This is a genomic window from Halonotius sp. GCM10025705 (assembly GCF_042662885.1).
Taxonomy (GTDB): Archaea; Halobacteriota; Halobacteria; order Halobacteriales; family Haloferacaceae; genus Halonotius; species Halonotius aquaticus.
The window spans coordinates 777,315-800,343 of record NZ_JBHSZD010000001.1; the positions used below are offsets into that span (position 1 = coordinate 777,315).

The following is a 23,029-nucleotide window of genomic DNA, read 5'->3' on the forward strand; positions in this document are numbered from 1 at the left end:
TACAAGATGGGTATACATGAGTACAACGGACGGTGTCGATCCTGAAGCCGAGGCCGACGAGTATGAGGTTGCGGTGATCGGGGGCGGGCCAGCCGGGCTCTCGGCCGCGCTGTACACGACGCGATTGAGCCACGACACGGTTGTCATCGACCGCGGCGGCGGCCGGGCGGCGATGATGCTAGATACGCACAACGTCATCGGGGTTCCCGAGGAGATCTCGGGCAACGAGTTTCTGCAGACCGCCACCGAACAGGTACAAAACTACGGTGGCGACGTCGTTCGCGATCTAGTGACCGAGATCGAACGCGACGATAACGGCCGGTTCCATCTCAGTGGCAACAGTACCGATGTTGTGGCTGACCGCGTCGTGCTCGGGATGGGCTTTTCAGATGAGCGACCTGAGCCGCCGCTGCCGCGAACCGGCAAGGGGCTGCATTACTGTCTGCACTGTGACGCCTACATGTTTATCGACGAATCGGTGTACGTGATGGGCACCGGCGAGGCGACGGCCCACGTGGCGATGATCATGCTCAACTTCACCGACGAGGTTGATATCTTGACGCGGGGCGACGAGATCGAATGGAGCGAGGAAACCCAGCAGCTCGTCGATGGCCACCCGGTTGATGTGATCCACGAGGACATTGAGAGCCTGACGCGCGGCGACGACGGTTGGCTCGAAAGCTTCACCTTCGAGGATGGCACCACCCGAGAGTACCGCGGCGGATTCGCCATGTATGGGTCGGATTACAACACCGGATTGGCGACCGATCTCGGCTGTGAGCTCAACGACGACGGGACGGTCATCGTCGACGACCACGGGGCGACGACCGCCGACGGCGTCTACGCGGTTGGCGACATCACGCAGGGTCACAATCAGGTACCGGTTGCGATGGGGAAAGGAGCCAAAGCCGGGTTGGCGATCCACAAGGAACTGCGAACCTTCCCCAAGTCGCTGGATGAGCTCGAAGCTGAGGGGCCGGTCGGCGAGACCGAGGTGCCCGGGGTCTCCCCGATATTCGGGACGCCGCCGAGGCGTTTGGCGACGACTGACGACGCTGAATCGGTAAGGTATTAATGGCCCATCGGAAAGTGGGTGGTGCGTGCCGGTGGTCTAGTGGTAGGACCTGAGCCTTCCAAGCTCATGGCCCGGGTTCAAATCCCGGCCGGCACATATCGGCTCTACTGCCTGTTTTCGCTATTTTCCAACTCCAAAAACAGTGAATCAATCGTATTAGCACTCAGGACGTAACCGCGAACCTGAGACGCCGCGCCGTACTGCGATTCACGAAAATGACAGGCTCAATATGGATATAACCGACCAACCACAACAGCCAGCGAACAGTTCCGTTGAACTTCCCTGCCCTCCCGTAGCCGAAAACACGCGAACAGAACTTGAGCAGTGGGGCGCGATGATGGCGAGCGACTACGAGAAGTTCAAGCAACAATTCATGGAGTGGTTACAGACCGAGGGCAAAAACACCTACAAGCACAAAGGGTACGCCGCAACCACAGTCAAGCACACCCACTACAAAGTGGACGAAGCCTACCGCTGGAAGTGGGATCAAAACGACGAGTACACAACTGAGTTTACGCCTGATGACGCTACCGAATTGATCGAGTTTATGATTCGGTACACCAACCACCCCGGTCGCTACGTTTACACAATGGAGAAGTGCATTCGGCGACTGTTCAAGTTCTTCCGTAACGAGCGCGGGGAGAGCATCGAGGAATGGGAACACAATCTACCCATCGAAAAGACGGATGGCTCCAACGATCACATCAAGGACAAATTCTACCCTCGTGAGATGAGCGCGATCTACGAGGCCGCCCTTGACCATTACTCGTTCCCCCACATCTACTCGGAAAGCCTGAGCGAGCAAGAACGTGAGCGACTGAAAAATCTGATCTCGGCACGCCGAGGTATCCCGAAGGACAAAATCACGCCCGAGGTCTTCAACAACTCCTCATCGTGGAAAATCCCGAGTATGATCGCAGTGACTTGCGATACCGGGCTTCGCCCGATAGAAATTGGCCGGGCGACGGTTGATTGGTTCGACACCGACCGGGGCATGATGGTCATTCCCGCTGATGAAGCAACGAAAAACAAAGAGCATTGGCACTGCGAACTATCTGCAAAGTCAGTTAACGCGATCTCCAATTGGATTAACGAGCGCAAGAAATACGAGAAGTACCGCGATGAGGAGGGTTGCTGGCTCACAAAATACGGCAACAAATACCAAGCCCGCTCACTCAATCGGATACTCGATAAGCTGATGGAGCTTGCCGAGGTTTCTGATCGAAACCGAAACCTCTCCTTCTACTCGTTCCGCCACGGATCGGCGAGTTTTTGGGTTGACAAGGAAGGGCTATCCAAAGCAAAGACCCAAATGCGGCACTCATCGCTTCGCACTACTGAGAAATACCAGCGCGACGGGGAGAAAGACACCGGAGGCAACGACGCACACTGGTAACTACGGTATAAACTGAGAGATCAGCACTTACTCAATTGGCGGGCGTAGGTCACGCCATTGTAAAGTGTAGTGTTGCTGATTGCCTTCGGCTCATTTAGCCGCCAACCACAGCACGGACGCGATTACTCCCCACACTATTCCGTTGTACTGAAGCACGCGAAACATGGCAGTGAATCTCCGTTAGGCCCCGAACAGAACTTCTCATCGTTCGGGCAATCACTCATCTGGGATTCGATGAGGCGGGTGTCGTCACCGCGATCTTCCTCGACGATCACACCACCGTCCGGTCGCATCCGTTCTGCGAGCGTTGTGGATGTGTGTTCTCCCGCTTCCATTGTGGGGGTTGACTGCTCGACAGCCGCCTCCATAACGACAGAGCCTCCGATGGTTGCGAGAGCCACCTTGTGCTTGCAGTCGTATTCCTCGTTGTACTTGTCGGCCGGACAATCACACTCCGCAGGTACGAGAAGACCGCCACGATCTTCGACACCAACGAGGTAACTATGATCGTCCTTTTCGTACCCGTAACTTGCGTTCGTCACTCGAACAAGGTGCGGTGATTCGATAGCGAACTCGAACTGTTCCCATCCGACGCGCTTCGCTGTCTTCGCGCCGAAATTCAATTCATCAACAGCAGTCTTATCAGCCGGTGTCTGTGTATCTTCCATTGGCTTTCTGCTCCAAGAAGGCCATCGTCCGGTGTTGGCGCACCGGGCGTTTTCCGAACCACAACGCCCCGAGGGATGACGACCTTCGTATTACTACCTTAGAAGGCATTAACTTAAGTCTATGCCTTAGAGGGAACTATTTTGTGAGCAGAGTAGTATCATCCCGTATGGGAGAAAATTCAAAGCCGGGGCCGAAACCAAAGGTGACTGATGAGGAACTATTGAATGTTTTCCGCGATACAAGTGACCCCGTACTTTCCACTGCAGAGGTAGCCGAACAGGTAGCACTGGAACGCCGGTCTGTGCTTAACCGCCTCGTATCCTTACGTGATGAGGGGCGGCTGGACAGCAAAAAGATCGGCGGCCGTAATACCGTGTGGTGGCTCCACAGTGATGAGGAATCAGCCTGAGACTGCCGACTCATCGCGTTCCACTACGGTGTATTCAGTGCCCACGGTTGGAACATCAACGGAACCGCATGGGCATATCAATAGTAACTCCGACTGAGAAATATCTCGCTTGGAGATCCAATCTGTCGTATTCGAGGTACGTTGTACTGCCTGATTTTGGGCGGTAGAGAGATGGTGAAACGGAGAGCATGAAGCGAGGATCGTTACCCTCCAGACACCAGTTTTCTCGGCTTTCGCAAACCGCTGAGAGAGTCCTAAAAAATATGAGGCACAACCGCCGGAACGGGAGAAAATTGTTCTGAGGCTCACGAGAGACGGATATTTCTTTTATATACCATTCATCAGCTCAACACCATTCCCTCTATGCCATCTTTCGATTCTTGCACCATAACATAGTGGAAGGTGAGTGGTAAAGGTAAGTAGGTGAAGTTGTGTGGTGAAGTGGTCAAGGACTACTGTTGTAGTTACGGATAGAGACTGGACAGGAACGGCAGTCACTACTGAGGTGGTTGGACATGATCGTAGTCTTCGGGGAACGCTTTGATGATGCTCCGGAACTGTTCCCGAGTGATTTCCGCATCGAAATCAGTCCCGAACTGCGTCTTGAACCATTCCCAAGCCTGCTCCCATCCGAATTTGAGCAATCGACAGGCAACCCGCCAGCGTTCATCATGGCTCAGCGTATCTATCCCGTCGCGTTCAGCCCGCTGTTGGAATTTGGCCGCCTCAGAGTTGGCTGTCTGTACGCCAGCAACATAATCGGACGTTGTGTTCGATCCTGCTGTCACTGAATTCGTGGTTCCCCCACTGCTACCAGCACTTCCAACATCATACCCTTCGCTCTCCAAGTAGTCAAGCGCGGCTTCCCGGCTCGCATCTTCGCCTGTCAGAGCGTGACCAATGACAGTTGCTTGCCACGAATCAACGCTGAAAATACGGGAGTTCCGGCTTTGACCGCCGATAACAACCACGTTGTCACCAGCCTCATAGTCCCACTTCTCGAAATCGCGGGCCGACAGTTGGAGTGGTGCGTGTTCGTCGGCTTTCGTGAACTCCTCGCCAGCACAACTTCGCGCTCCGTAGAAGTACGCGGGAACCAGTGCCGCACCATCCCGCACGTTTTCACGAGCGAAGGTTCCACCTTCTGCCTTCACGACTGCGACACTTCGCCCGTTCCCGTCGGCCCGCGCATACGGTGAGAACTCTTTGGCGTTGTACTGTAGCCATGTGATTGATTCTGGCGGATTTTCAGGGTACTCAGTCTGCTCGATAAGTGGCGTCTCGATGTTTCGCTTGCCGGACTCAAATTTCAGCACCGCCTTCTCGCCATCGAGGATCTGGAACAGATCGAAAGGTGGACAAAGATTTGTGTCTGGTGAATCGATCTTCAGCGATGACTGTGTGGCGAACACGCGGCGAATCAACGCTTGGTAGGAGTCAGGCCTCTTCGAAGTAGTTCCGTTCGCTTCGCGGAAGATACGATCTTCACTCCATTCAGGCTCGATCTCCACCTTTTGCAGGCCGGTCTTCGCGTGTTCAACCCCGGGGAGACGAAACATGCGCTTCGAGGAGTACAAGCCACAGTCCAAGTCTGCAGTCTTCTCGACGTTAAATGTCTCAGCCAGCTCCTTGAGGTATTCCCGTTGGTCTTCTCCCGAAATGAAGCGAGGAACATGAACGTGAATCGAGCGGTTCCCCGAAAAGTACAGCGTACAGGAGTGGAATGGAACGCCGAGATAATCTTCTACGAACTCCTCGAACCACCTGATGAGGGTGGCCGCGCCTTCTTCGTGGTACGCGTCGCTCTCGATATGAATGGGGTAGAGAACGCTATCGTTGGCCTCGCACTCGTCTTGGAGTTCCGTTGCTATCGAGGTATAGCCTTTGACCTCATAGCCACTCTCGAAATCATCTTGCCGCTCGTACTGCTCTCGCGTCAAACGATATATCGGGCTTGCAGTTGCGGCGTCATCGGGGATCGGCTCGAAGATTGATCGTAGCTTCGGAGCGCGTGTCGGCCCCTCCGGAAACCCATACTGTATGCAGGGAATATGATTCCAATGGGCGGGGATGGATGTGGTTGCGGTGCTGGTCGAAGTGTCGTTATTTGTGGTGGTACTCATTGTGGTCGGCATCAGAACTGGTTCAGGTGAGAAGGACGCATCTCACCGGATCGATACTACCGGATTGGGTACTGAGGGCGGTGAAAGCTCAATGATTCTTTTAAATAGGGAGGAGGTTGTTCGCTTCCATTACCCCACTGGTGTCATGCGATCCTTGCACCATAACATAGTGGAAGTGAGTGGTATAGGTAAGTAGTAGAGAAGGGAGAGAGACAGTTGGTACTCTGGATGAGTATGAGTACTCTCCCTACTGGTTGATTACTTCACGATACGGGCAGGGCTATTCGTGTTACGTGGTACCCCTATGTGTATAGACCCAACCGGAAGCTGACCGGTCACACCGATGATGGTCAGTGATTTCTCCACGGCCTCATCGAGGCAGTCCACGGTGTGTTCCTCCATGTCGTCATCAAGCACATGGAGAAACTTGATATGGAAGTTGGGCCGCTGAAGCAATTTCTTGTAGATGACCCGCTTGAACGAGGTAACGGAAAAACGAGTGCTGTCACCTTCGAGGTGCAGGGCCGTTTCCTTCTCGTGACGTTCTCGGCGCGGATCTTCGGCACATCGGACGCGCGATGAACTCCCGGTACTACAGTCAGAATCAGTTGTGTCGGATTTCATAAGTTAATACGGAAGAATGGGTTCTCTCAGTCTTTGCTACACGAGACAGAGATGCAACTCACTCTGTCATACAGATACCATATCGACCCGCTCTGACGCGCAAAAAGCGAGAACACCGTAACAACAGCTAAACTCAGTGTGTACGGCTGTTTAGCGGATTAAAACGAGGACGAGAAAACGTCTTCTTCCTACTGTATATAAGGTGTCGCACACGTAAATACGTGGCGATTATCTCGGAGATCTCTGTCTACACCGACTCATCGCGGCCCACTATGGTTGAGCGAAAGAGAACGGATTTCCAGTGAATCAAATCTGCCATTGAAACAGAGAGTTCAAGAATATAAACTCGCCTTTAATACTTAATTAAGACAGATGCAAAAAATACTGCGAAATTATATTCCACTTCATCTCCGGCAGAATTCGTATAAGAAAGGTATGGGTAGTCGTTAATGACACACTCGTAATGATTTTCAGTCTTCACCCGAGATTACGAATAAGATGGTTAGCGAAGCAGTTGCTCTATTTATACCTCTTCTATTAGCCGTTGTGACTGCACTATGTTCCTTCCTAAGAGATAGTGTTAGTTTGAGATCTACAGTGCAAGAGCAACGCGCCTCTTTCCCATTTTTATTTGTATTCTTGCCACCACTCGGGAGATTCCCAATAATCCATTTATCGAACATATCACTCTTGCTCCTCGGGATCGTGATCGTGAAAGATGTGGCTACGAGTGATTTGGCTGCAATAATTGGCTCTCTCATATTAGGAATATTCTCGCTCATTCTACCTATACTCGAAATAGATGAGTATGGTCAAGTACTGAATCAACGTGGTACTGGATGGTTTCAGCCAAAATCATACTACTATCATTGTATCTCTATGATTTTTCTATCTCTCTCTTTCTTTGGTTTTGTAGAACTTCAGGTGCTAATACTCAATTTCTTGCTCTCAAGGGGTTTCTCTGTTGGCGGTGCTTTGCTCTGGTTCGTCAACCGGATTTTAGAAATAATGCTACTCCCTTCGTTGGGAATTGGATTACTCTTTTTATATCTGTCAATGGCCGCTTTATCAGACGAGATTAAACAATCGATCTAAGTGTCTTGAATCTGTAAGGAGTTATTCATCCACTCCGTGAGAGTGATCAAAAGTCATCTTATTCGGAGAAAATTCTTGTGAGTAAGTGATATGGCATAACACTTTTTTTATTATAACTCTTATATGCACAAAATGTCTGACGATTCCTCCAAAGAGAACTCGGGTTTGTTTAAAACCGCCGACACATTAGGCGAAGTAGATTCTTTTGATCCGTTAGATGGAGTAGATTCTTTTGATCCGTTAGATGGAGTAGATTCTTTTGATCCGTTAGATGGAGTAGATTCTTTTGATCCGTTAGATGGAGTAGATTCTTTTGATCCGTTAGATGGAGTAGATTCTTTTGATCCGTTAGATGGAGTTTCTTCGAGTGCTTATGATCGAAAAGATAAATTAAATATCTCTGATACTTTTGATCCGTTAGATGGAGTAGATTCTTTTGATCCATTAGGTGGAGTTTCTTCGAGTGCTTTTGATCCAAAAGATGAATTGCATATCTCTGATACTTTTGATCCATTAGGTGGAGTTTCTTCGAGTGCTTTTGATCCGTTAGATGGAGTAGATTCTTCAAGTGCTTTTGATCCGTTAGGTAAATCATATATGTCAGATACTATTGGTTCATTGAGCGGAGTAGATACTTCAGAAACATTTGAACCGTTGGGCGAATCTGATACGTATGATCCCTTTGATCCATTGGGTGAGGTAGATATATTTGATCAGTCAGACTTGGGTTTGGATTCTATTGGTCATGCATTAAATACGACAAACAAAACTAATAATATTACTTCTACTGATTCTGAGACAAAACAAAGACTTGATGTAGAGATTGAACAGTTTTACTACCGATTTCATTTTCAGCTTGCATTTCAGCGCACTTATAAAGGATTACAAATAGTCGGTGAGAGAATTGACAATAAATATCTACTCTTCGTAGCCAGCGGACTCATCGGTGGTCTTCCTCGGTTTTTGCCCCTGAAACAAGCAGCGGCGGCGTACATGTTAGGGAACCTATTGGCTATCGCATACTATCAAAAGTCCAACCACAACGAGTACGACAAAGAATAACCGTTGTTGGAAGAACAGTTCACATTATTTATATGTCTTTAACATAATCTTCACCACGTCCATCTGTTCGTTCTTCGTCGCCTTGTCGTAGTGCTTGTCCATCACTTCGTAAGACATGTACCCTACAGCGATCATGTCCTTCGAATGGCCCACGGTCAACGACTTCTCACCACCTCATCGCATTCCATCTCAAGGAGATCGTCACTCTGTTCCCGAATGTTCTCAGCCATCTTCCGTTCACTTGAGTGCCGCCCTTGGTTGTTCTCAACGTGGAACATCTCGTCCCGCAGGAAAGCTAACTGCCGAACAGTGAGATCAACAGTGTCCATATTATACTGTTACGTAGAGATAATATCAGTATTTTTGTTGGTGAAAATTAGACGTTGTGACGGGATTTTCTAATCACATGGTCGTAACCGAACCAATACTTTAAAACGATCTCTCTACGTTGTGTCCATACGGAGTTGCGAGGTGGCGAAAGTAGGCAATTATTGCTACCAATCGGGTGTGGTGCGGTGATTGGTAGAATTGGAGCCTTCCAAGCTCATGGCCCGGGTTCAAATCCCGGCCGGCACATACTGTTGAGGACAACACTGCGAGCGACGCGGCGGTCGCTCGCACCTCGTCTGAGGCCATCTGTAACACGCCGGATGTGAATCCTACCAGTCGCGCACAGCGAACGAAGTGAACGAGCACGTCTGGGTTTGGTTCAAATCCCGGCCGGCACATTCCTGCGGCGAACAACACCGCGAGAGAGTGTTTTCATTACGGTGACTGAGGCTATCAAGAGAAATCCCGCCAATTAGTCACAAGGATACCCAAATTGATGCCAAAATATGTTAGGAAATATCTTATTTCTGCCAATCACATGCACATACGCATGAAAATTTGTGACAGTTCAGCTTTGTAAGCCTTTCCGCGGCTAGCCCGCCGCGTGAATGAATGAATTTACTCTTATCCGAGTTGTTCATTATTTTGTTTGCAGGAAATACGGTGGTAACTCAGAGTTTGCCGCTTTAGACAAACAAATGTATGTATATACCGTGTTATCTACTGCAATGATGGCAAGAAAAGTAGCTGAAACGAAACGATCACGTATCGAAACCGGTCGGTACAAGCGCTTCCGGGCAACCACCGACAGCGGCTCGCGGTACAGCAGTCTGCGGGCGACGAGCGGTACCATCTACCGGCGTCGTTCCCAGCGGCGTCGCCGCTGACGCGATCGGTTCCCCTGTCGTCCCACTGTGCCACCGTTCGGTGGCCACCCACTCCACCTGGTGTTTTCGTGCTGACCCACACGCTACTCATCCCGTGGGTTTTCGAATAGCGTGAGGCCAAAGTCTGATACCCCACGCTTCTCGACAACAGCCTGATGCATTGGTTTCGAAACGCACGGTATGCGATCGCACTGGGAGTGATGCCGCTGGCCGGAATCGGCTTTGCTACGCAGATCGGTGACCACTCTCCGCTATATAGTGCCGCAATCTATCTCATGTTAGCAGGCATGGTTGTACTGACCCTCCTGCTCGCGTATGCAGACCGATCCCTAACGGAGTGACTCTCTTGCTCTGTGAGTGAGTCGCTTCGATCTGACTGGTGGTCACTACCGCCTGTGAAAAAAGTCGCTGTGGAGCGACTGGCGGCCATCGCTCTCGTTATGTCCCACCTAATTTGTTGTCACCGCTGTGCGTGTCGTCAGTTGTAATGTTCTTTGAGGTACGTCGAGATCTCGGAGCTGTCGTCTAAATAGCCCTCCGGGAGGTCGTCACTGACGAGCACTGGCACGCCACGTTGGCCCGTGATCGATTCAAGATCGTCGCGGTCGGGCTTTGATTCCGGGACGATGACCTCCTCGTGGTCAACCTCAAGTACGTCAAGCACGCGGCGCACACGTTTCGAGTACGGACAATCCGGTCGGTCGTAGAGGGTGAATGCTGACATGCAGATGAGGCTGCGGCTGGTGGTCGGATAGTGATTTTTCAACAAGCGATCGGAATCGACACGAAGAGTGCTCAAACTCAGTTCAAAGTCTGGCTGTAGTTTGAACCGTCTGTTGAACCGGTAGCTGGGCACGTCTACATTCGCTTCGCCGATTTCAGGGCTGCAGTTCGGAATTGAACCCTTGCAGACCGGGGTATCAGAACACTTTTTGCTGTTTTGCTGTAATCTGTAATTAAGATCCAACAGTGTCACAACCCGCAACTCCCACTGACGGCGACATCGTTCGTGATTTCCTCTCGGTGGCGGATTTACTCGACGAGCCGCAGTTGGCGCGGCTCTACGCGTATTTCGACCGCGAGGGTGCCGCGACAGTCAAAGAGGCAATGGTGGCTCTCAATCTCTCGCAGGGGACGGCCTACAGCTACGTCAATCGGCTCGTCGACGCCGGCGTTGTCGAGATCACGCACGACGAACAACCCCGGCGGTATATGGCCCGCGAGATCGACCTCACCGTGACGACGGCCGCGGGCGAGTACACGATCACGCCGGCACTCATCGACGCTGTCGGCCGCCGCGAGACCGACGACGACATCGACACCTACATCGACCGCCACGGCGTCGCCGGCCTTGCGACGGCGCTGACGTATGCCGTTTCCCGTGAGCGCGGCGAAACGACCCACCGGCTGATGGCCGACGATCTCGATATCTCGCCGCTTGCTGCGGAACTAATCCTCCAAGCACTGCGCCCGGTCGTGATTGAACAGTATGCCATTGATGCGTCCGGCGGCTCGCTCGACGACATTGACCCGGCAGATACTGCCAGCGACGCGTGAGTAGCCTGCATATCGCTGACACCGGGTTGTTCGTCGCAATGGGACAGCCGTCGAACAGTCGCTATCAGGCTGTCCGCCGGTTCGCTCGCCGCAACGATCTCACGTTCGTGGTTCCGGATCGTGTCTACGAGGAGTTGACAACCGACCAGCCCGCTGTTGAGAATCCACCCGTCGACACCGCAATTGAAGCGGGCTGGGTGCAGGTTGCAGCTCCGCTTCCGTTCTCGGAGCCAATCGTCTCTCGCGTCATGGACGGTGTCCAGCGATACATCGCCAGTGTCGACGACCGACCGGCCGACAACGTCGAGCAAGCCGATGCGGCACTCGCCGCGCTGGCGGCCCAGTAACTCAGCACGGGACAAGTAACGGCGGTGTACATCTACACGACCGATATCGCGGCCGGCGATGGGGCCGAAACGGTGCTCGCCGATGAGGGGTACGGCGACTCGGTGACATTCGTGAACGGCTTTCGGTTCATCGACGATCTACTGACAGGTGATACATAACTGATCGGCAGCGTTCTCACGGCAGCGTCCTCCGTCCGCGAACCAAACGCGTTTTATATACTCACGGCAAAGCGACGCCAAGGAGATTATACCATGGAAATGCCACGCCGGATGAATACATACTGTCCGCACTGTGATGCTCACCACGAACACGAAGTCGAGAAGGTTCGCTCGGGTCGCTCCACCGGAATGAAGAAGGTGCAAGACCGCCAGCGCGACCGGCAGACCTCGACGATCGGCAACGCCGGGAAGTTCTCGAAGGTGCCCGGTGGCGACAAGCCAACGAAGAAAACCAACCTCACCTACCGCTGCAGCGACTGTGGCACCGCCCACATCCGTGAGGGATGGCGCGCCGGCCGACTCACCTTCCAGGAGTAAGTATGGCAGGCAACTTTGTCACCGTCGAATGCAGCGACTGCGGCAACGAACAGATCGTCTTCGAGAAGACCGCCACGGTCGTCAACTGTGCGGTCTGCGGCACCACGCTGGCAACGCCGACCGGCGGCAAGGCCGATATCGACCACGAGGTCGGCGAAACCGTCGAGGCACGGTAGGCCCCGCGACCTATGAAGTACAGTGGCTACCCTGAAGTCGGTGACCTTGTCGTCGGCGAGGTCGACGAGATCGCCGACTTCGGCGTGTTCGTCGATCTAGATGAGTACGAGGACAAACGCGGGCTGGCCCACATCAGCGAGGTCGCCAGTGGCTGGATCAAAAACGTCCGCGATCACGTCCAAGAGGGCCAGACCGTCGTCGCCAAGGTGTTGGATGTCGACGAGAGCTCTCAGCAGATCGATCTCTCGATCAAGGATGTCAACGAACACCAGCGCAAAGACACCATCCAAGCCTGGAAAAACCAACAGAAGGCCGACAACTGGATGGAACTCGCCCTCGGTGAGGATGTCGACGACGACACCTACAGTACTGTCGTCAACGGCCTCTTGGCCGAATATGACTCGCTGTACGAGGCCTTCGAGCAGGCAGCGATCCACGGCATCGAGGCCCTCGACGACACTGATCTCGGCGAGGAACACGTTGAGGCGATCGTTCAGACCGCCCGCGAAAACGTCTCGGTGCCCTACGTCACCGTCACGGGCTATGTCGACCTCCGCTGTCCAAGCCCCGACGGTGTCGATGACGTGAAAGAGGCCCTGCAGGCGGCGGAGGGCAACGGCGAGGTACCGCCGGAGGTCGAACTCGAAGTCACCTACGTCGGCGCGCCGGAGTACCGCATCAAGGTACAGGCCCCCGACTACAAGACCGCCGAATCCGAGCTTGAGGCGAGCGCCGACCGCGCCACCGAAGCCATCGAGGCCGTTGGCGGCGAAGGCGAGTACCACCGCGAGCGACGCGAAGACGACGAATAACCGCGTTCTCCTGCTTTTTCATGAAATCTGACATTCGTGTTTGTAGCGTGTGGGAGACCGAACACGAGCGGCCGGTCTACAGCCTCGGCGACACCTGCCCCGAGTGCGGCAGCCCCACCGCAAACACCGCGCCCGCGCCATTTAGCCCGGAGGATCCCTACGGCGAGTACCGACGGGCTCTTAAGCGAAGCGACCGCGAATAGGGCCATGGACGAAATCGAGATCAACTCGCTTGCGGAGCCTGATCTCCGCGATCCGGTGTTGATCGAAGGACTGCCGGGCGTCGGCCATGTCGGGAAGCTCGCGGCGGAACACCTCGTCGAGGAAGCTCGACAGCGAGCTGGTGCGGCAGGTCTACGCCGACGAGTTCCCCCGCAGGTCACCGTCAACGACGAGGGGGTCGCTGACCTCACCTGCGCTGAGCTCCACGCCGTCACAACCGAGGGCGACGGCCCTGATCTCGTCGTGTTGACCGGCGACCACCAGGCGGCCACCAACGACGGCCACTACCGGCTGACCACCGCCTTCCTCGATGCAGCGGAATCGTTGGGCGTCGAGACGGCTTACGCACTCGGCGGCGTTCCGACCGGCGAACTCATCGAGGAGTACACCGTCCTTGGGGCGGTCAGTGGTGCCGAGCAGAAAGCGACACTCGAAGACGCCGGCGTCGAGTTCCGCCCCGATGAGCCGGAGGGCGGCATCGTCGGCGTCAGTGGCTTAATCCTTGGACTGGGCAAGCGACGCGGTCTCGATGCAGCCTGTCTGATGGGTGAAACGAGCGGCTATCTCGTCGACCCCAAGAGCGCGCAGGCCGTGCTTGAAGTGCTCGAAACGGTGCTTGATTTCGAGGTCGATTTCAGCTCCTTGGAGGATCGCGCCGAGGAGATGGAAGAGGTCGTCGGCAAGATCCAGGAGATGCAGTCCCAACAGCAGGCGATCCCCGACGAAGAACTGCGATACATCGGTTGAACCGCGGCTGTTGTCGACGCGTTGGCAGCCACAATCGTGGCCGTTGACTGAGTCATCATTTTATTCCCGGCTGTTGAATCGATTGATATGACGACTGTGCGTGTCGCCGGTGTCGGCCTCACACCGTTCGGCGACCACGGCGACCGCACCGGCCGCGACCTCTTTGCTGACGCCGCCGCGGCCGCTATCGACGACGCCGGGATCGACCGCGCGGCCGTCGATCGCCTCGACTACGGCAACTTCATGGGCGCACTCGCCGAGCAGCAGGGCCACCAGGCCCCGCTGATGGCCGAAGCTGCCGGCCTCGACTGCTCGGCAACGCGCTACGAGGAGGCCTGTGCCTCCGCCGGTGTCGCGGTCAAAGCCGGCGTCGAAGCGATTCGTGCGGGCACTGCCGATGTCATCGTCGCCGGCGGGATGGAGCGGATGACCTGCCTCGACACCGGCGAGGCCACCGACGCCCTCGCCATCGCGGCCGACGAACTGTACGAGGTTCGCGCCGGCATCACGTTCCCCAGCGCGTACGCACTGATGGCACAGGCGTACTTCGACCGCTTCGGCGGCGGCCGTGAGGATCTTGCCCATATCGCGGTCAAAAACCACGCCAATGCCGTCCCCAACGAGTACGCCCAGTACCAACGCGAGATCACCGTCGAGGACGCGCTTGACGCGCCGCCGGTCGCAGAACCGCTCCATCTCTACGACGCCTGTCCGATCACCGACGGCGCGAGCGCGATTGTCCTCACATCAGACGACTACGCCGCCACCCACGATCTCGACGCGCCGGTATCGATCACGGGCGTCGGCCAGGGCGGAGATCGCCTCGCCTTGCAGGATCGAACCGTCATCGCCGAAACGCCGGCTGCGACGGAGGCCGCCGAGGTCGCCTACGCCGACAGCGGGATCAGTGCTGCTGACATCGACGTCGCTGAGGTGCACGACTGTTTCACTATCGCGGAGGCGATGGCCCTCGAATCGCTGGGCATCGCCGACACGGGCGAAGGGATTGTCGCCGCTCGCGACGGCGTCACGACCCCCGACGGCGACTGTCCGGTCAATCTCTCGGGTGGGCTGAAAGCCAAGGGCCACCCGGTCGGGGCAACCGGTGGCAGCCAGATCGCCGAACTCACCCGGTTGCTTCGGGGCGACCACCCAAACAGCGAGTATGTCGCCGACGCGACCACCGGTGTCGCGCACAACGCCGGCGGCACCGTCGCCAGCGCGGTGGTTCACGTGTTGGAGGTGGCCGAATGACAGACGCCCAATCTGCCCCAGCGGGCCAGCCAGCCGGCTACGACGAGTGGCTTGACGCCATCGACGCCGGCGAGGGGTTCTATCTTGAATCGCCGGCCGGCGTCGGCTCGTTGCCACCCCGCCGTGTCTGTCCCGAAACTGGGTCGACTGACCTTACCTGCGAGCCGCTCCCCGAGACCGGCACTATCGACACCTACAGCGTCGTCCACGTCGCAACCCCAGGGTTCGACGACGACGCGCCCTACGTCAGCGCGATCGCCTCGTTTGGCCCGGTTCGGATCACAGGTGTCGTTCGTGGTGTCGACCCCGACGCAGTCGGTGATACCACTGATCTCATCGGGGCCGAGGTTCGGGTGACCGTCGAGACACGTGCAACGACCGACGATCGGCTCGTTGTGTTGCGCCCAACCGACAGTAACAACGACGGCTGAACCGCGGGGAGACCTCGTTGTCCGATCGTGTCGAGACGTCTATACCACCAGCACCCCAAGGTAAAACCATGAGCGACGACGAGGGCTTGGGCCTCACCGTCAAGAGCGCGGAGAAACGCGACGCCGGCCGTGGTATCGCTCGCCTGTCGGAGCGGGCGATCCGCGAACTCGGCGTCTTGAGCGGTGATACGGTCGTCATCGAGGGTACGCAGGCGACCGTCGCCAAGGTCTGGCCCGGCGGCCACGACGTGGCTGACGGCACCGTTCGGATCGATGCCGACACCCGCGCTAACGCCGACGTGAAAGTTGGCCAGCAGGTGCGTGTCAGAAAGGAGTCTGTCGCCGAGGCAACCGCGGTGACACTCCAGGCACCCGAAGAGCTTGGCACCGTTGACATCGATCACGAGACGATCGAAACGGCGGTCAAACGCGGGCTGCGGGATCGCCCGATCAGAACCGGCGAAGGCGTTCGCATTGAACGACTCGCCGGCAGTCGATTCGTTGTGACCGACACCGATCCTGATGGTACGGTTCGGGTGAGCGGATCGACGACGGTGACCGTCTCACCGACCACCGGCAGCGACGCCGGCGAGTCTGCCGGCGACAAACTCCGCAAAACCGTTGATCGGGCAACGGGTGCCGGCGACGACGCGCCACAGCGACCAGAGACCGGTGTCACCTACGAGGATATCGGTGGTCTTGACGAGGAACTCGAACTCGTCCGGGAGATGATCGAACTCCCGCTGTCGGAGCCGGAGGTCTTCACCCGCCTCGGCGTCGACCCGCCGAAAGGCGTCCTGCTGCATGGGCCGCCGGGCACCGGCAAAACGCTCATCGCCAAGGCCGTCGCCAACGAGGTTGATGCAACATTCCTCACCGTGTCCGGCCCCGAGATCATGTCGAAATACAAGGGCGAAAGCGAGGAGAAACTCCGCGAGAAGTTTGAGGCGGCCGCCGAGGACGCCCCCGCCATCGTCTTCTTCGATGAGATCGACTCGATCGCGGGCAAACGCGACGATGGCGGCGACGTGGAGAGTCGGGTCGTCGGCCAACTCCTCTCGCTGATGGATGGTCTTGACGCCCGCGGCGACGTGATCGTCATCGGCGCGACCAACCGCGTCGATTCGCTCGATCCCGCACTCCGGCGGGGCGGTCGCTTTGATCGGGAGATCGAGATCGGGGTTCCCGGCGAGGCTGGCCGGCGGGAGGTTCTCGATGTTCACACCCGCCGGATGCCGTTGGCCGAGGATGTCGATATCGACACACTCGCGGCGCGAACCCACGGGTTTGTCGGCGCTGATCTGGAGGGCCTCGCAAAGGAGGCAGCGATGACGGCGCTCCGTCGAACCCGACAGGCCGGCGATGATCTCCGGGCCGTCGAGGTCACCCGCGAGGACTTCGAGACGGCGATGACGGCGGTCGAACCCTCGGCTATGCGGGAGTACGTCGCCGAGCAGCCGACAACCGATTTCGACGATGTTGGCGGCCTCACCGCGGTGAAAGAACAGCTCGAACAGGCCGTGACGTGGCCACTGCAGTACGGCCCGCTGTTCGATGCTGCCGATACAACCCCGCCAACCGGGGTGTTGCTCCACGGCCCACCGGGCACCGGCAAGACGCTGTTGGCCCGGGCGATCGCCGGCGAAAGCGAGGTCAACTTCATTCAGGTTCGGGGCCCCGAGCTACTGGATCGCTACGTCGGCGAGAGCGAAAAGGCCGTCCGAGAGGTCTTTGAGCGCGCCCGACAATCCGCGCCAGCGATCATCTTCTTCGATGAGATCGACGCCATCGCCGGCGACCGCGATGGGCTGGGCGGCGACTCGGGTGTCGGCGACCGCGTCGTGAGCCAACTGCTGACCGAACTCGATCGTCTCAACGACACCCCGAATCTTGTCGTGTTGGCCGCGACGAACCGTCGGGAGAGCATCGATGGGGCATTGCTCCGCTCGGGACGGCTTGAACGATCGATCGAGGTACCGAACCCGGATCGAGCGACGCGTCAAGCAGTGCTCGATGTGCATACTCGAACCATGCAGTTGGCCGATGATGTCGACCTCGATGGGATCGCTGCCTCAACCGAGGGGGCCTCCAGTGCCGATCTCACCTCGATCTGTCGGGAGGCATCGCTGCTGGCGATCACGGAGTTGACTGAGCAGTACGAAGGAGCCACAGCCAACGACCACGCCGACGAGTTGGAAGTCACTGCAGCCCACTTCGAGGCAGCCAAAGCATCGGTGCTTGAAACGTAGCTACGGCGAGGGGCTGTCGACACCGACCCGTGGTTTGAAGCCGGCCCCCACCAAACGCCGGGCATGAGCGATGAAGAACCGCTGTCTGAGCAGCCACTCACCGAGAGCCGCGCCGACAAACTCAAAACCGTCTGCCGGAGCGCGGTCGGCGACGACTGTCGGTCAGTCACCTACTTTGATGCGACCAACTACATGCAGGTGTATCTCCGCGATGATCTCGAACAGGACGCCGATCTGATGTCGTTTATCGGCCACGAGTGGCACGATTACAAGACGACGACCGACGCCTACGCCGGTTCCGAGTTGGGGCAATATCGCTACTCGATCCGCGTGTTCGAAAACGGGTTTCTGGTGCGGATCGGCGTCGGCGACAGCGGCGTCTTCGTGACGACCGACGGGCTGAAGCTCAAGGACTTTGACTCGTTGATCGCAGCCATCTCTGAGTTGCTCGACCGCTGGGAGTAGGTTGTGTCTTCGGGTCGGCTTCGCACGCTGCTCGGCGTCCCGGTGACCGCTGCCCGCTGGTGGCGACGCACAACGACCGCGCCACCCGCCGAACAGTACCTGCTGTTGGTCGCCCTCCCAGCAGTTCTGAGTCTGGGTTGGCTGCTCGGTATCGGTGACGGGTTGGGGTTCAGTCTCGCCGCTGACTCGCTGTTTGCCGACAGGCGAACGCTGCTCACAGCCTTTACCGCGAACTACGTCCACGTCAGCGGTCGACACCTCGTCGACAATCTGCTCAACTTTTGGGTCACCCTGTTCGGCCTCTACCCCTTGGTGGCGATCGCGGGCTGGGAACAGCAGTTTCGTCGCCTGACAGTTGGCTATCTTCTCGGCGTCCCATTCTGTATCGCCTGGGTCACACTGGCGACGCTTGGACAGGTCACCAACCAACTCTCAGTTGGGTTTTCGGGGATCGTCGCTGCCTTTCTTGGATTGGTGCCGGTCATGCTGGTGGCCGCTGGCAGCGAGGTTACTGACGGCGAGATCGATCCAGCATGGAGTGTGGTGCCGTTCACTGGCTCGTTGGCTGTTGTCTTTGCCGCCCCCTCGGTGTGGTACTTCCCCGTCCAACCGCTGATCGCCCTCGGCTGTCTCGCAACCGGGGTTCTCGCCGGCGGGCTCCTCTGGTGGCTGCAACCACCAGCCGGTGTCGTCGCCACCGCGCGGTCGCTGTCACCCGATCGTCGGTTGGCGTTTTTGATCGGGACGACCGTCTTTGTCTTCGGCGTTGTCGGCGCGTTGGTGCTTGTCCCGCGCGGCACCAATGTGTGGGGACATCTCACGGGCTACGTCGCTGGCTTTCTGCTGCCATATCTCGGCTACGTCATCGGCCCGGCACTTCGGTCAAACCGGTGACTGCCTTCCACCGAACACCTGTCCAGCCTGCTGGCGGTGCCGAAACCGTTATATTGGTATTGGCTAATCCTAGATTTAGATGAGTCTAATTTACACCGGCGTGGTGGCAGCTCACCCACGGAGGTGGCTCGATGGCGGGTGAAATTCTCGACATCTTTCTCGCCTCAGTGCGGGATGGCTACGTGCAGGTCAGCGCGTTTGTTGCGGTGACTGTCCTCGCGTTCAGCTACGTCCAGTATCGAACCAAGGGCGCGCTCACCGAGCGACTGGAGTCAAACCGCCGGTACCAGCCGCTTGTCGGCGCGGCGATGGGGTTGACGCCGGGCTGTGGCGGCGCGATCGTCATGATGCCGCTGTACATCCGCGGCACGGTGAGTTTTGGCACTGTTGTGGCGACACTGATCGCCACCGCCGGTGACTCGGCGTTCGTGATCCTTGCGCTCGCCCCGGAGGCTGCCCTCTATGCCTACGGGATGGCCTTCGCGGCGGCGATTCTCTCGGGGTACGCTATCGACCGCTTCGGCATGGGCGTCGGCTACGTCGACAGCGCGGTGAGCCAACTGCAGACGACAGCGACCGACGGCGGAACCGCCGCCAGTGTCGTCGGCCGAAGCTCGAACCCGGCCCATGAGTACGACGGCGAGACACCAATTCACACCCACGAGTCCGGCCCCGATCGTGCATCGAGGGTGTTGACGCCGCTGAGTCACGCGATCCACGCGCTGTGGTGGGTGGCAGCCGTCGCGGCTCTCATCCTGGGCGTTACCTACCTCCTTCGTGGCGCACCGGAGGTGCCGCTGATGGTCGGCGGCTCCTTTGCCGGCCTGTTTACGATTGTCGGCATCGCGGGGACGACGCTGTCGTTTTACCTCTATCTCGTCGGGCGACACTACATCGGCGAGGGGCATGTCGGCCGCGCCCGGGAGTCATTTGGAAGCCTGTATAGCACCTTCCAACATGCCGCCATGGAGACGAGTTTCGTCACGGTCTGGGTGCTTGTTGCCTATCTGCTCTATGAGTATCCCGTCGCCTTCTTCGAGATCGATATCGCCGCCGTCGCCGCCGCGGCGGGTGTCTTCGCGCCGGTCGGCGGCGCGCTGTTGGGGTTGATCCCGGGCTGTGGCCCCCAGATCGTGCTGGCGGGCGCCTACGCCCAAGGCGGGATCCCGTTTTCCGCGCTGGCCGCCAACGCGATCAGCCAGGATGGCGACGCGCTGTTCCCGCTGATCGCCATCGACAAGAAGGCCGCCATCATCGCCAGCATCTACACGACGATCCCCGCGCTCATCGTCGGCGTCGCGCTGCACTTCCTGTGGGGGCCAGTCTTCGGGCTGGAATCCTTCGGCTTTGGTGTCCTCGGCGGCTAACTTAGGTCGCCGCTGCTCCACCAACCGGGAAGTCGGCCGCGAGATCGGAGATAACACCGGCCAGCAGGTCGATCCCGACGGCGATATCGCGCTCCTGTACGTCGAACGTCGGCGTGTGGTGGCCGCCCGGATGATCGGTGCCGACGCCGACGTAGGCTGCCAGTCCGCCCCGTTGGTGGACGCGCTGCATGAGATACGTGGCATCTTCGCTGCCGCCGAGGCTGTCATATTCAACGACGGTGTCGACGCCGGTCGTTTGGCGAGCAACACGGTCGACGACTTCGACGACTGCGGCGTCGCTGTGGGCACTCGGCGCGTCGCCCAGTCGTTCGATGTCGACCTCGCAGTTGTGCATCCTCGCCGCTCCCGCCAGCACATCTTCGGTGCGATCCCACATATACTCCATCAGGCCGGTCGTCTCGCCGCGAACCTCGCCCTCGATGAACGACTCTTCGGGGACGATATTGCTCGCGGTGCCGCCGCCGACACGGCCAGCGTTGACGCGGGTGCCGCCGGCGGAATTGCGCGGTATCCCATAGAGATTTTGCACCGCGGCGGCCATCGCCTGTACCGCGTTGTCGCCGTCCTCGGGCCGCGCGCCGGCGTGGGCCGATTCGCCCGTAAACGTCGCCTCGAACTGTCTGACGGCGAGAAACTCGTCGATGCCGGCGACAACTTCGCCCGAGGGGTGATCGAGGCCGATGTGCGGAGCCAGCAGGGCGTCGACATCGTCGAGGACGCCGGAGTCGGCGATCGACTTGCCGCCCGAGATCGTCTCCTCGGCGGGCTGGAAGAGCAGTTTGAACGTGCCATCGAAATCGCTGTCGAGCACCCGATCAAGCACGCCGAGGCCGATGGTCGCATGCGCGTCATGGCCGCAGGCGTGCATGTAGCCCTCGTTGGTTGAGCGAAACCCTGCGGCTGTGGGATAGTGATCGTCGCTGTCGGCTTCGATGATCGGCAACGCGTCGATGTCGACCCGGAGTGCGATGGTTGGCCCAGCGCCGCGCTCGACGACGGCGACCGCGCCGGTGAAGCCGTCACCGATGGTTGCGAGTACGTCCGTGCTCGCGCCGGCCTCGCGGGCGCGCTGTCGCCACTCGGTGAACGTCGTGTCATCGGGGACGTTTCGGCGACTGTCGGGCGCGTGGATCGCTGGGCCGGACAGGAGATCGTCTATCTCTCGCTGTTCGAGTTCCTCGAGTAGGCGGCTCGTCGTGTAGAACTCACACCATGCCGGTTCGGGCTGTTGGTGGAGGTCGCGACGGAAGGTACGATAGCTCGCAGCCAGTGTGGAGTCGGCCATACCAGCAGCAGGACGGCAGCGAAAATAAAACGCGGCGACCCTGTCGAGGTGTCGCCTCCGACTGCGGTCGCGTCGTCGATTCGGGTCGTTGAGGCCTGTTCGCTACTGCGAGTACGGGATCCGCGAAGGGCGACCCATGTTCCGATTCTCGGCGGCTTCCATCCGGCCGACGACCATCCCGGCGACCTGTACCGCCGCGGCCAACACCGGCTCTTCGATGTCCATGTGGAGTTCTTCGGGGGATTGGCTCGCTAACAGTTCGAGATAGTCCTGGTTGAGGTCGTCCAACAGGGCCGGATCGAGTTCTTCGAGAATGAAGGCCTCCGCCAACTCATCCGCTAACTCGACAACGTCGGGATCAAACTCGAAGGGCCCTCCATCGGCTGGCGACTCCGTCATAGAGCTATCTACCGTACTCGGCAAAGTGAATCTTTCTCCATTCGACCGATATGTGTGGGTGTTGTCGACTTTTGATATTCCCAAACAGCCAGTCAGTCGGCGTCAGTTGCCGCCCAGCGGTTGCTGTTGTTCAACCTCAATTTCGACGTGGATCGAGTCCGGAAAGTCCATGTGGCCGACCTCGTTGGCGATGTGTTCCGCCCCGTGGATGTCGATCCGACGTTCATAGACACTGTAGTCCCAGTTTTGGAAACTATCGCCCGGTTGGAGGGTCTGGTACTGGGGGACGGTGAGCCGGGTTTCGGGGGAGGTATGCGGCCCCTTACACTGGCCACCTTTCCGCTCGACCAGTTCCTTCAGATCGTCAACCGTCTCAGTGAGGACGGCTCGATCGCCGGATTGGAAGGTGAGTTTGGTGACGAAGGTCATATCCACCCCTGAGACGGCAAGCACTAAAAGCCCGTCTACCGCCTCGTGGCGTGCGGTACCCTCTCATCCACGATGGCACAGCCGGACTCGTTTTCGGTCGACCGCCGGCTGGGCTACCGATTGTGTGGTACCGCCGCCTCCGATACCCTCTTAGGGTGGGCCTCCG

Annotated in this window: 25 protein-coding genes, 1 tRNA gene and 1 pseudogene; 20 read left to right on the forward strand and 7 right to left on the reverse strand. The window is 57.8% G+C overall.

Annotated elements, in window-relative coordinates; translation table 11 throughout:
• Positions 1–16: 16 nt before the first annotated feature.
• From ACFQJB_RS04445 to ACFQJB_RS04455, 3 genes are all read left to right on the forward strand, one after another.
• Entirely contained in the window at positions 17–1,075 is a 1,059-nt protein-coding gene (locus ACFQJB_RS04445) for an NAD(P)/FAD-dependent oxidoreductase (protein ID WP_379724403.1), read from the forward strand.
• A 25-nt stretch (positions 1,076–1,100) separates the two neighbouring features.
• A tRNA-Gly gene (locus ACFQJB_RS04450) sits at positions 1,101–1,171 on the forward strand.
• Between the two features lie 133 nt (positions 1,172–1,304).
• Positions 1,305–2,471 (forward strand): tyrosine-type recombinase/integrase, encoded by a 1,167-nt coding sequence (locus ACFQJB_RS04455; protein WP_379724406.1) that lies wholly within the window; start codon positions 1,305–1,307, stop codon positions 2,469–2,471.
• 134 nt (positions 2,472–2,605) lie between these two features.
• Here ACFQJB_RS04455 and ACFQJB_RS04460 read toward each other — a convergent pair whose 3' ends face one another.
• Entirely contained in the window at positions 2,606–3,139 is a 534-nt protein-coding gene (locus ACFQJB_RS04460) for an SWIM zinc finger family protein (protein ID WP_379724409.1), read from the reverse strand.
• A 167-nt stretch (positions 3,140–3,306) separates the two neighbouring features.
• Between ACFQJB_RS04460 and ACFQJB_RS04465 the strand changes: the two genes are divergently transcribed.
• The gene (locus tag ACFQJB_RS04465) at positions 3,307–3,549 is read left to right on the forward strand and encodes a hypothetical protein (RefSeq protein ID WP_379724412.1); all 243 of its coding nucleotides are present in this window, start codon (positions 3,307–3,309) and stop codon (positions 3,547–3,549) included.
• 497 nt (positions 3,550–4,046) lie between these two features.
• Here ACFQJB_RS04465 and ACFQJB_RS04470 read toward each other — a convergent pair whose 3' ends face one another.
• A complete protein-coding gene (locus tag ACFQJB_RS04470) occupies positions 4,047–5,489 on the reverse strand; it encodes a hypothetical protein (RefSeq protein ID WP_379724415.1) in 1,443 nt (480 codons plus the stop codon).
• Positions 5,490–6,062: 573 nt separating this feature from the next.
• Here ACFQJB_RS04470 and ACFQJB_RS04475 point away from each other — a divergent pair.
• The 3 genes from ACFQJB_RS04475 to ACFQJB_RS04485 all read left to right on the forward strand — a co-directional run bounded on the left by ACFQJB_RS04475 (position 6,063) and on the right by ACFQJB_RS04485 (position 8,453).
• A complete protein-coding gene (locus ACFQJB_RS04475; RefSeq protein ID WP_379724418.1) occupies positions 6,063–6,254 on the forward strand; it encodes a hypothetical protein in 192 nt (63 codons plus the stop codon).
• A 540-nt stretch (positions 6,255–6,794) separates the two neighbouring features.
• Positions 6,795–7,391 (forward strand): hypothetical protein, encoded by a 597-nt coding sequence (locus ACFQJB_RS04480; RefSeq protein WP_379724420.1) that lies wholly within the window; start codon positions 6,795–6,797, stop codon positions 7,389–7,391.
• 132 nt (positions 7,392–7,523) lie between these two features.
• Positions 7,524–8,453, forward strand: a complete 930-nt coding sequence (locus ACFQJB_RS04485) for a DUF4573 domain-containing protein (RefSeq protein ID WP_379724423.1) — start codon at positions 7,524–7,526, stop codon at positions 8,451–8,453.
• A gap of 155 nt (positions 8,454–8,608) precedes the next feature.
• Here the strand turns inward: ACFQJB_RS04485 and ACFQJB_RS04490 are convergent, their stop codons facing one another.
• Positions 8,609–8,782, reverse strand: coding sequence for a hypothetical protein (locus ACFQJB_RS04490; RefSeq protein ID WP_379724426.1), 174 nt, complete (start codon positions 8,780–8,782; stop codon positions 8,609–8,611).
• Positions 8,783–10,148: 1,366 nt separating this feature from the next.
• Positions 10,149–10,394 carry a glutaredoxin family protein gene (locus tag ACFQJB_RS04495; protein ID WP_379724429.1) on the reverse strand — a complete coding sequence of 82 codons (246 nt, stop codon included), beginning with the start codon at positions 10,392–10,394 and terminating at the stop codon, positions 10,149–10,151.
• Positions 10,395–10,639: 245 nt separating this feature from the next.
• On the opposite strand from ACFQJB_RS04495, the gene ACFQJB_RS04500 reads away from it, so the two are divergent.
• From ACFQJB_RS04500 to ACFQJB_RS04560, 13 genes and pseudogenes are all read left to right on the forward strand, one after another.
• Positions 10,640–11,227 carry a DUF7437 domain-containing protein gene (locus ACFQJB_RS04500; protein ID WP_379724432.1) on the forward strand — a complete coding sequence of 196 codons (588 nt, stop codon included), beginning with the start codon at positions 10,640–10,642 and terminating at the stop codon, positions 11,225–11,227.
• Positions 11,224–11,733, forward strand: a pseudogene (locus ACFQJB_RS04505) (hypothetical protein). Before ACFQJB_RS04500 ends, ACFQJB_RS04505 begins: the two are co-directional and overlap by 4 nt.
• Before the next feature lie 93 nt (positions 11,734–11,826).
• Positions 11,827–12,111 (forward strand): 50S ribosomal protein L44e, encoded by a 285-nt coding sequence (locus tag ACFQJB_RS04510; RefSeq protein WP_120082597.1) that lies wholly within the window; start codon positions 11,827–11,829, stop codon positions 12,109–12,111.
• Between the two features lie 2 nt (positions 12,112–12,113).
• Positions 12,114–12,287 carry a 30S ribosomal protein S27e gene (locus ACFQJB_RS04515; protein WP_120082595.1) on the forward strand — a complete coding sequence of 58 codons (174 nt, stop codon included), beginning with the start codon at positions 12,114–12,116 and terminating at the stop codon, positions 12,285–12,287.
• A gap of 12 nt (positions 12,288–12,299) precedes the next feature.
• Positions 12,300–13,100, forward strand: a complete 801-nt coding sequence (locus ACFQJB_RS04520) for a translation initiation factor IF-2 subunit alpha (RefSeq protein WP_379724435.1) — start codon at positions 12,300–12,302, stop codon at positions 13,098–13,100.
• 20 nt (positions 13,101–13,120) lie between these two features.
• A complete protein-coding gene (locus tag ACFQJB_RS04525; protein WP_379724438.1) occupies positions 13,121–13,303 on the forward strand; it encodes an RNA-protein complex protein Nop10 in 183 nt (60 codons plus the stop codon).
• Between the two features lie 4 nt (positions 13,304–13,307).
• Positions 13,308–14,069, forward strand: coding sequence for a proteasome assembly chaperone family protein (locus ACFQJB_RS04530; RefSeq protein ID WP_379724442.1), 762 nt, complete (start codon positions 13,308–13,310; stop codon positions 14,067–14,069).
• 87 nt (positions 14,070–14,156) lie between these two features.
• Positions 14,157–15,323: a thiolase C-terminal domain-containing protein gene (locus ACFQJB_RS04535; protein ID WP_379724445.1), complete on the forward strand. Its 1,167-nt coding sequence runs from the start codon at positions 14,157–14,159 to the stop codon at positions 15,321–15,323.
• On the forward strand, positions 15,320–15,754 hold the full coding sequence (locus ACFQJB_RS04540) for a Zn-ribbon domain-containing OB-fold protein (protein ID WP_379724448.1): 435 nt from the start codon (positions 15,320–15,322) through the stop codon (positions 15,752–15,754). The genes ACFQJB_RS04535 and ACFQJB_RS04540 overlap by 4 nt, the downstream gene beginning before the upstream one ends.
• A 68-nt stretch (positions 15,755–15,822) precedes the next feature.
• Complete coding sequence (locus tag ACFQJB_RS04545) at positions 15,823–18,003, forward strand: AAA family ATPase (RefSeq protein WP_379724451.1); 2,181 nt, start codon at positions 15,823–15,825, stop codon at positions 18,001–18,003.
• A 63-nt stretch (positions 18,004–18,066) separates the two neighbouring features.
• Positions 18,067–18,468, forward strand: a complete 402-nt coding sequence (locus ACFQJB_RS04550) for a DUF7522 family protein (protein WP_379724454.1) — start codon at positions 18,067–18,069, stop codon at positions 18,466–18,468.
• A 3-nt stretch (positions 18,469–18,471) separates the two neighbouring features.
• Positions 18,472–19,362 (forward strand): hypothetical protein, encoded by an 891-nt coding sequence (locus ACFQJB_RS04555; RefSeq protein ID WP_379724457.1) that lies wholly within the window; start codon positions 18,472–18,474, stop codon positions 19,360–19,362.
• Between the two features lie 131 nt (positions 19,363–19,493).
• Positions 19,494–20,729, forward strand: coding sequence for a putative manganese transporter (locus ACFQJB_RS04560; RefSeq protein WP_379724460.1), 1,236 nt, complete (start codon positions 19,494–19,496; stop codon positions 20,727–20,729).
• A gap of 1 nt (position 20,730) precedes the next feature.
• Here ACFQJB_RS04560 and ACFQJB_RS04565 read toward each other — a convergent pair whose 3' ends face one another.
• The 3 genes from ACFQJB_RS04565 to ACFQJB_RS04575 all read right to left on the reverse strand — a co-directional run bounded on the left by ACFQJB_RS04565 (position 20,731) and on the right by ACFQJB_RS04575 (position 22,863).
• Positions 20,731–22,035: an amidohydrolase gene (locus tag ACFQJB_RS04565; RefSeq protein WP_379724463.1), complete on the reverse strand. Its 1,305-nt coding sequence runs from the start codon at positions 22,033–22,035 to the stop codon at positions 20,731–20,733.
• A gap of 102 nt (positions 22,036–22,137) precedes the next feature.
• Positions 22,138–22,434: a hypothetical protein gene (locus ACFQJB_RS04570; protein WP_379724466.1), complete on the reverse strand. Its 297-nt coding sequence runs from the start codon at positions 22,432–22,434 to the stop codon at positions 22,138–22,140.
• Between the two features lie 102 nt (positions 22,435–22,536).
• Positions 22,537–22,863, reverse strand: a complete 327-nt coding sequence (locus tag ACFQJB_RS04575) for an uS10/mL48 family ribosomal protein (protein ID WP_120103021.1) — start codon at positions 22,861–22,863, stop codon at positions 22,537–22,539.
• Positions 22,864–23,029 lie beyond the last annotated feature (166 nt).

What these genes read in the sequence shown, in the direction of transcription:
- ACFQJB_RS04570 (WP_379724466.1), bottom strand. Translation starts at nt 22,434, where the DNA reads ATGACGGAGTCGCCAGCCGATGGAGGGCCCTTCGAGTTTGATCCCGAC.
- ACFQJB_RS04480 (WP_379724420.1), top strand. Translation starts at nt 6,795, where the DNA reads ATGGTTAGCGAAGCAGTTGCTCTATTTATACCTCTTCTATTAGCCGTT.
- ACFQJB_RS04455 (WP_379724406.1), top strand. Translation starts at nt 1,305, where the DNA reads ATGGATATAACCGACCAACCACAACAGCCAGCGAACAGTTCCGTTGAA.
- ACFQJB_RS04495 (WP_379724429.1), bottom strand. Translation starts at nt 10,394, where the DNA reads ATGTCAGCATTCACCCTCTACGACCGACCGGATTGTCCGTACTCGAAA.
- ACFQJB_RS04485 (WP_379724423.1), top strand. Translation starts at nt 7,524, where the DNA reads ATGTCTGACGATTCCTCCAAAGAGAACTCGGGTTTGTTTAAAACCGCC.
- ACFQJB_RS04545 (WP_379724451.1), top strand. Translation starts at nt 15,823, where the DNA reads ATGAGCGACGACGAGGGCTTGGGCCTCACCGTCAAGAGCGCGGAGAAA.
- ACFQJB_RS04525 (WP_379724438.1), top strand. Translation starts at nt 13,121, where the DNA reads ATGAAATCTGACATTCGTGTTTGTAGCGTGTGGGAGACCGAACACGAG.
- ACFQJB_RS04490 (WP_379724426.1), bottom strand. Translation starts at nt 8,782, where the DNA reads ATGGACACTGTTGATCTCACTGTTCGGCAGTTAGCTTTCCTGCGGGAC.
- ACFQJB_RS04510 (WP_120082597.1), top strand. Translation starts at nt 11,827, where the DNA reads ATGGAAATGCCACGCCGGATGAATACATACTGTCCGCACTGTGATGCT.
- ACFQJB_RS04465 (WP_379724412.1), top strand. Translation starts at nt 3,307, where the DNA reads ATGGGAGAAAATTCAAAGCCGGGGCCGAAACCAAAGGTGACTGATGAG.
- ACFQJB_RS04575 (WP_120103021.1), bottom strand. Translation starts at nt 22,863, where the DNA reads ATGACCTTCGTCACCAAACTCACCTTCCAATCCGGCGATCGAGCCGTC.
- ACFQJB_RS04515 (WP_120082595.1), top strand. Translation starts at nt 12,114, where the DNA reads ATGGCAGGCAACTTTGTCACCGTCGAATGCAGCGACTGCGGCAACGAA.
- ACFQJB_RS04530 (WP_379724442.1), top strand. Translation starts at nt 13,308, where the DNA reads ATGGACGAAATCGAGATCAACTCGCTTGCGGAGCCTGATCTCCGCGAT.
- ACFQJB_RS04520 (WP_379724435.1), top strand. Translation starts at nt 12,300, where the DNA reads ATGAAGTACAGTGGCTACCCTGAAGTCGGTGACCTTGTCGTCGGCGAG.
- ACFQJB_RS04460 (WP_379724409.1), bottom strand. Translation starts at nt 3,139, where the DNA reads ATGGAAGATACACAGACACCGGCTGATAAGACTGCTGTTGATGAATTG.
- ACFQJB_RS04565 (WP_379724463.1), bottom strand. Translation starts at nt 22,035, where the DNA reads ATGGCCGACTCCACACTGGCTGCGAGCTATCGTACCTTCCGTCGCGAC.
- ACFQJB_RS04540 (WP_379724448.1), top strand. Translation starts at nt 15,320, where the DNA reads ATGACAGACGCCCAATCTGCCCCAGCGGGCCAGCCAGCCGGCTACGAC.
- ACFQJB_RS04445 (WP_379724403.1), top strand. Translation starts at nt 17, where the DNA reads ATGAGTACAACGGACGGTGTCGATCCTGAAGCCGAGGCCGACGAGTAT.
- ACFQJB_RS04560 (WP_379724460.1), top strand. Translation starts at nt 19,494, where the DNA reads ATGGCGGGTGAAATTCTCGACATCTTTCTCGCCTCAGTGCGGGATGGC.
- ACFQJB_RS04535 (WP_379724445.1), top strand. Translation starts at nt 14,157, where the DNA reads ATGACGACTGTGCGTGTCGCCGGTGTCGGCCTCACACCGTTCGGCGAC.
- ACFQJB_RS04550 (WP_379724454.1), top strand. Translation starts at nt 18,067, where the DNA reads ATGAGCGATGAAGAACCGCTGTCTGAGCAGCCACTCACCGAGAGCCGC.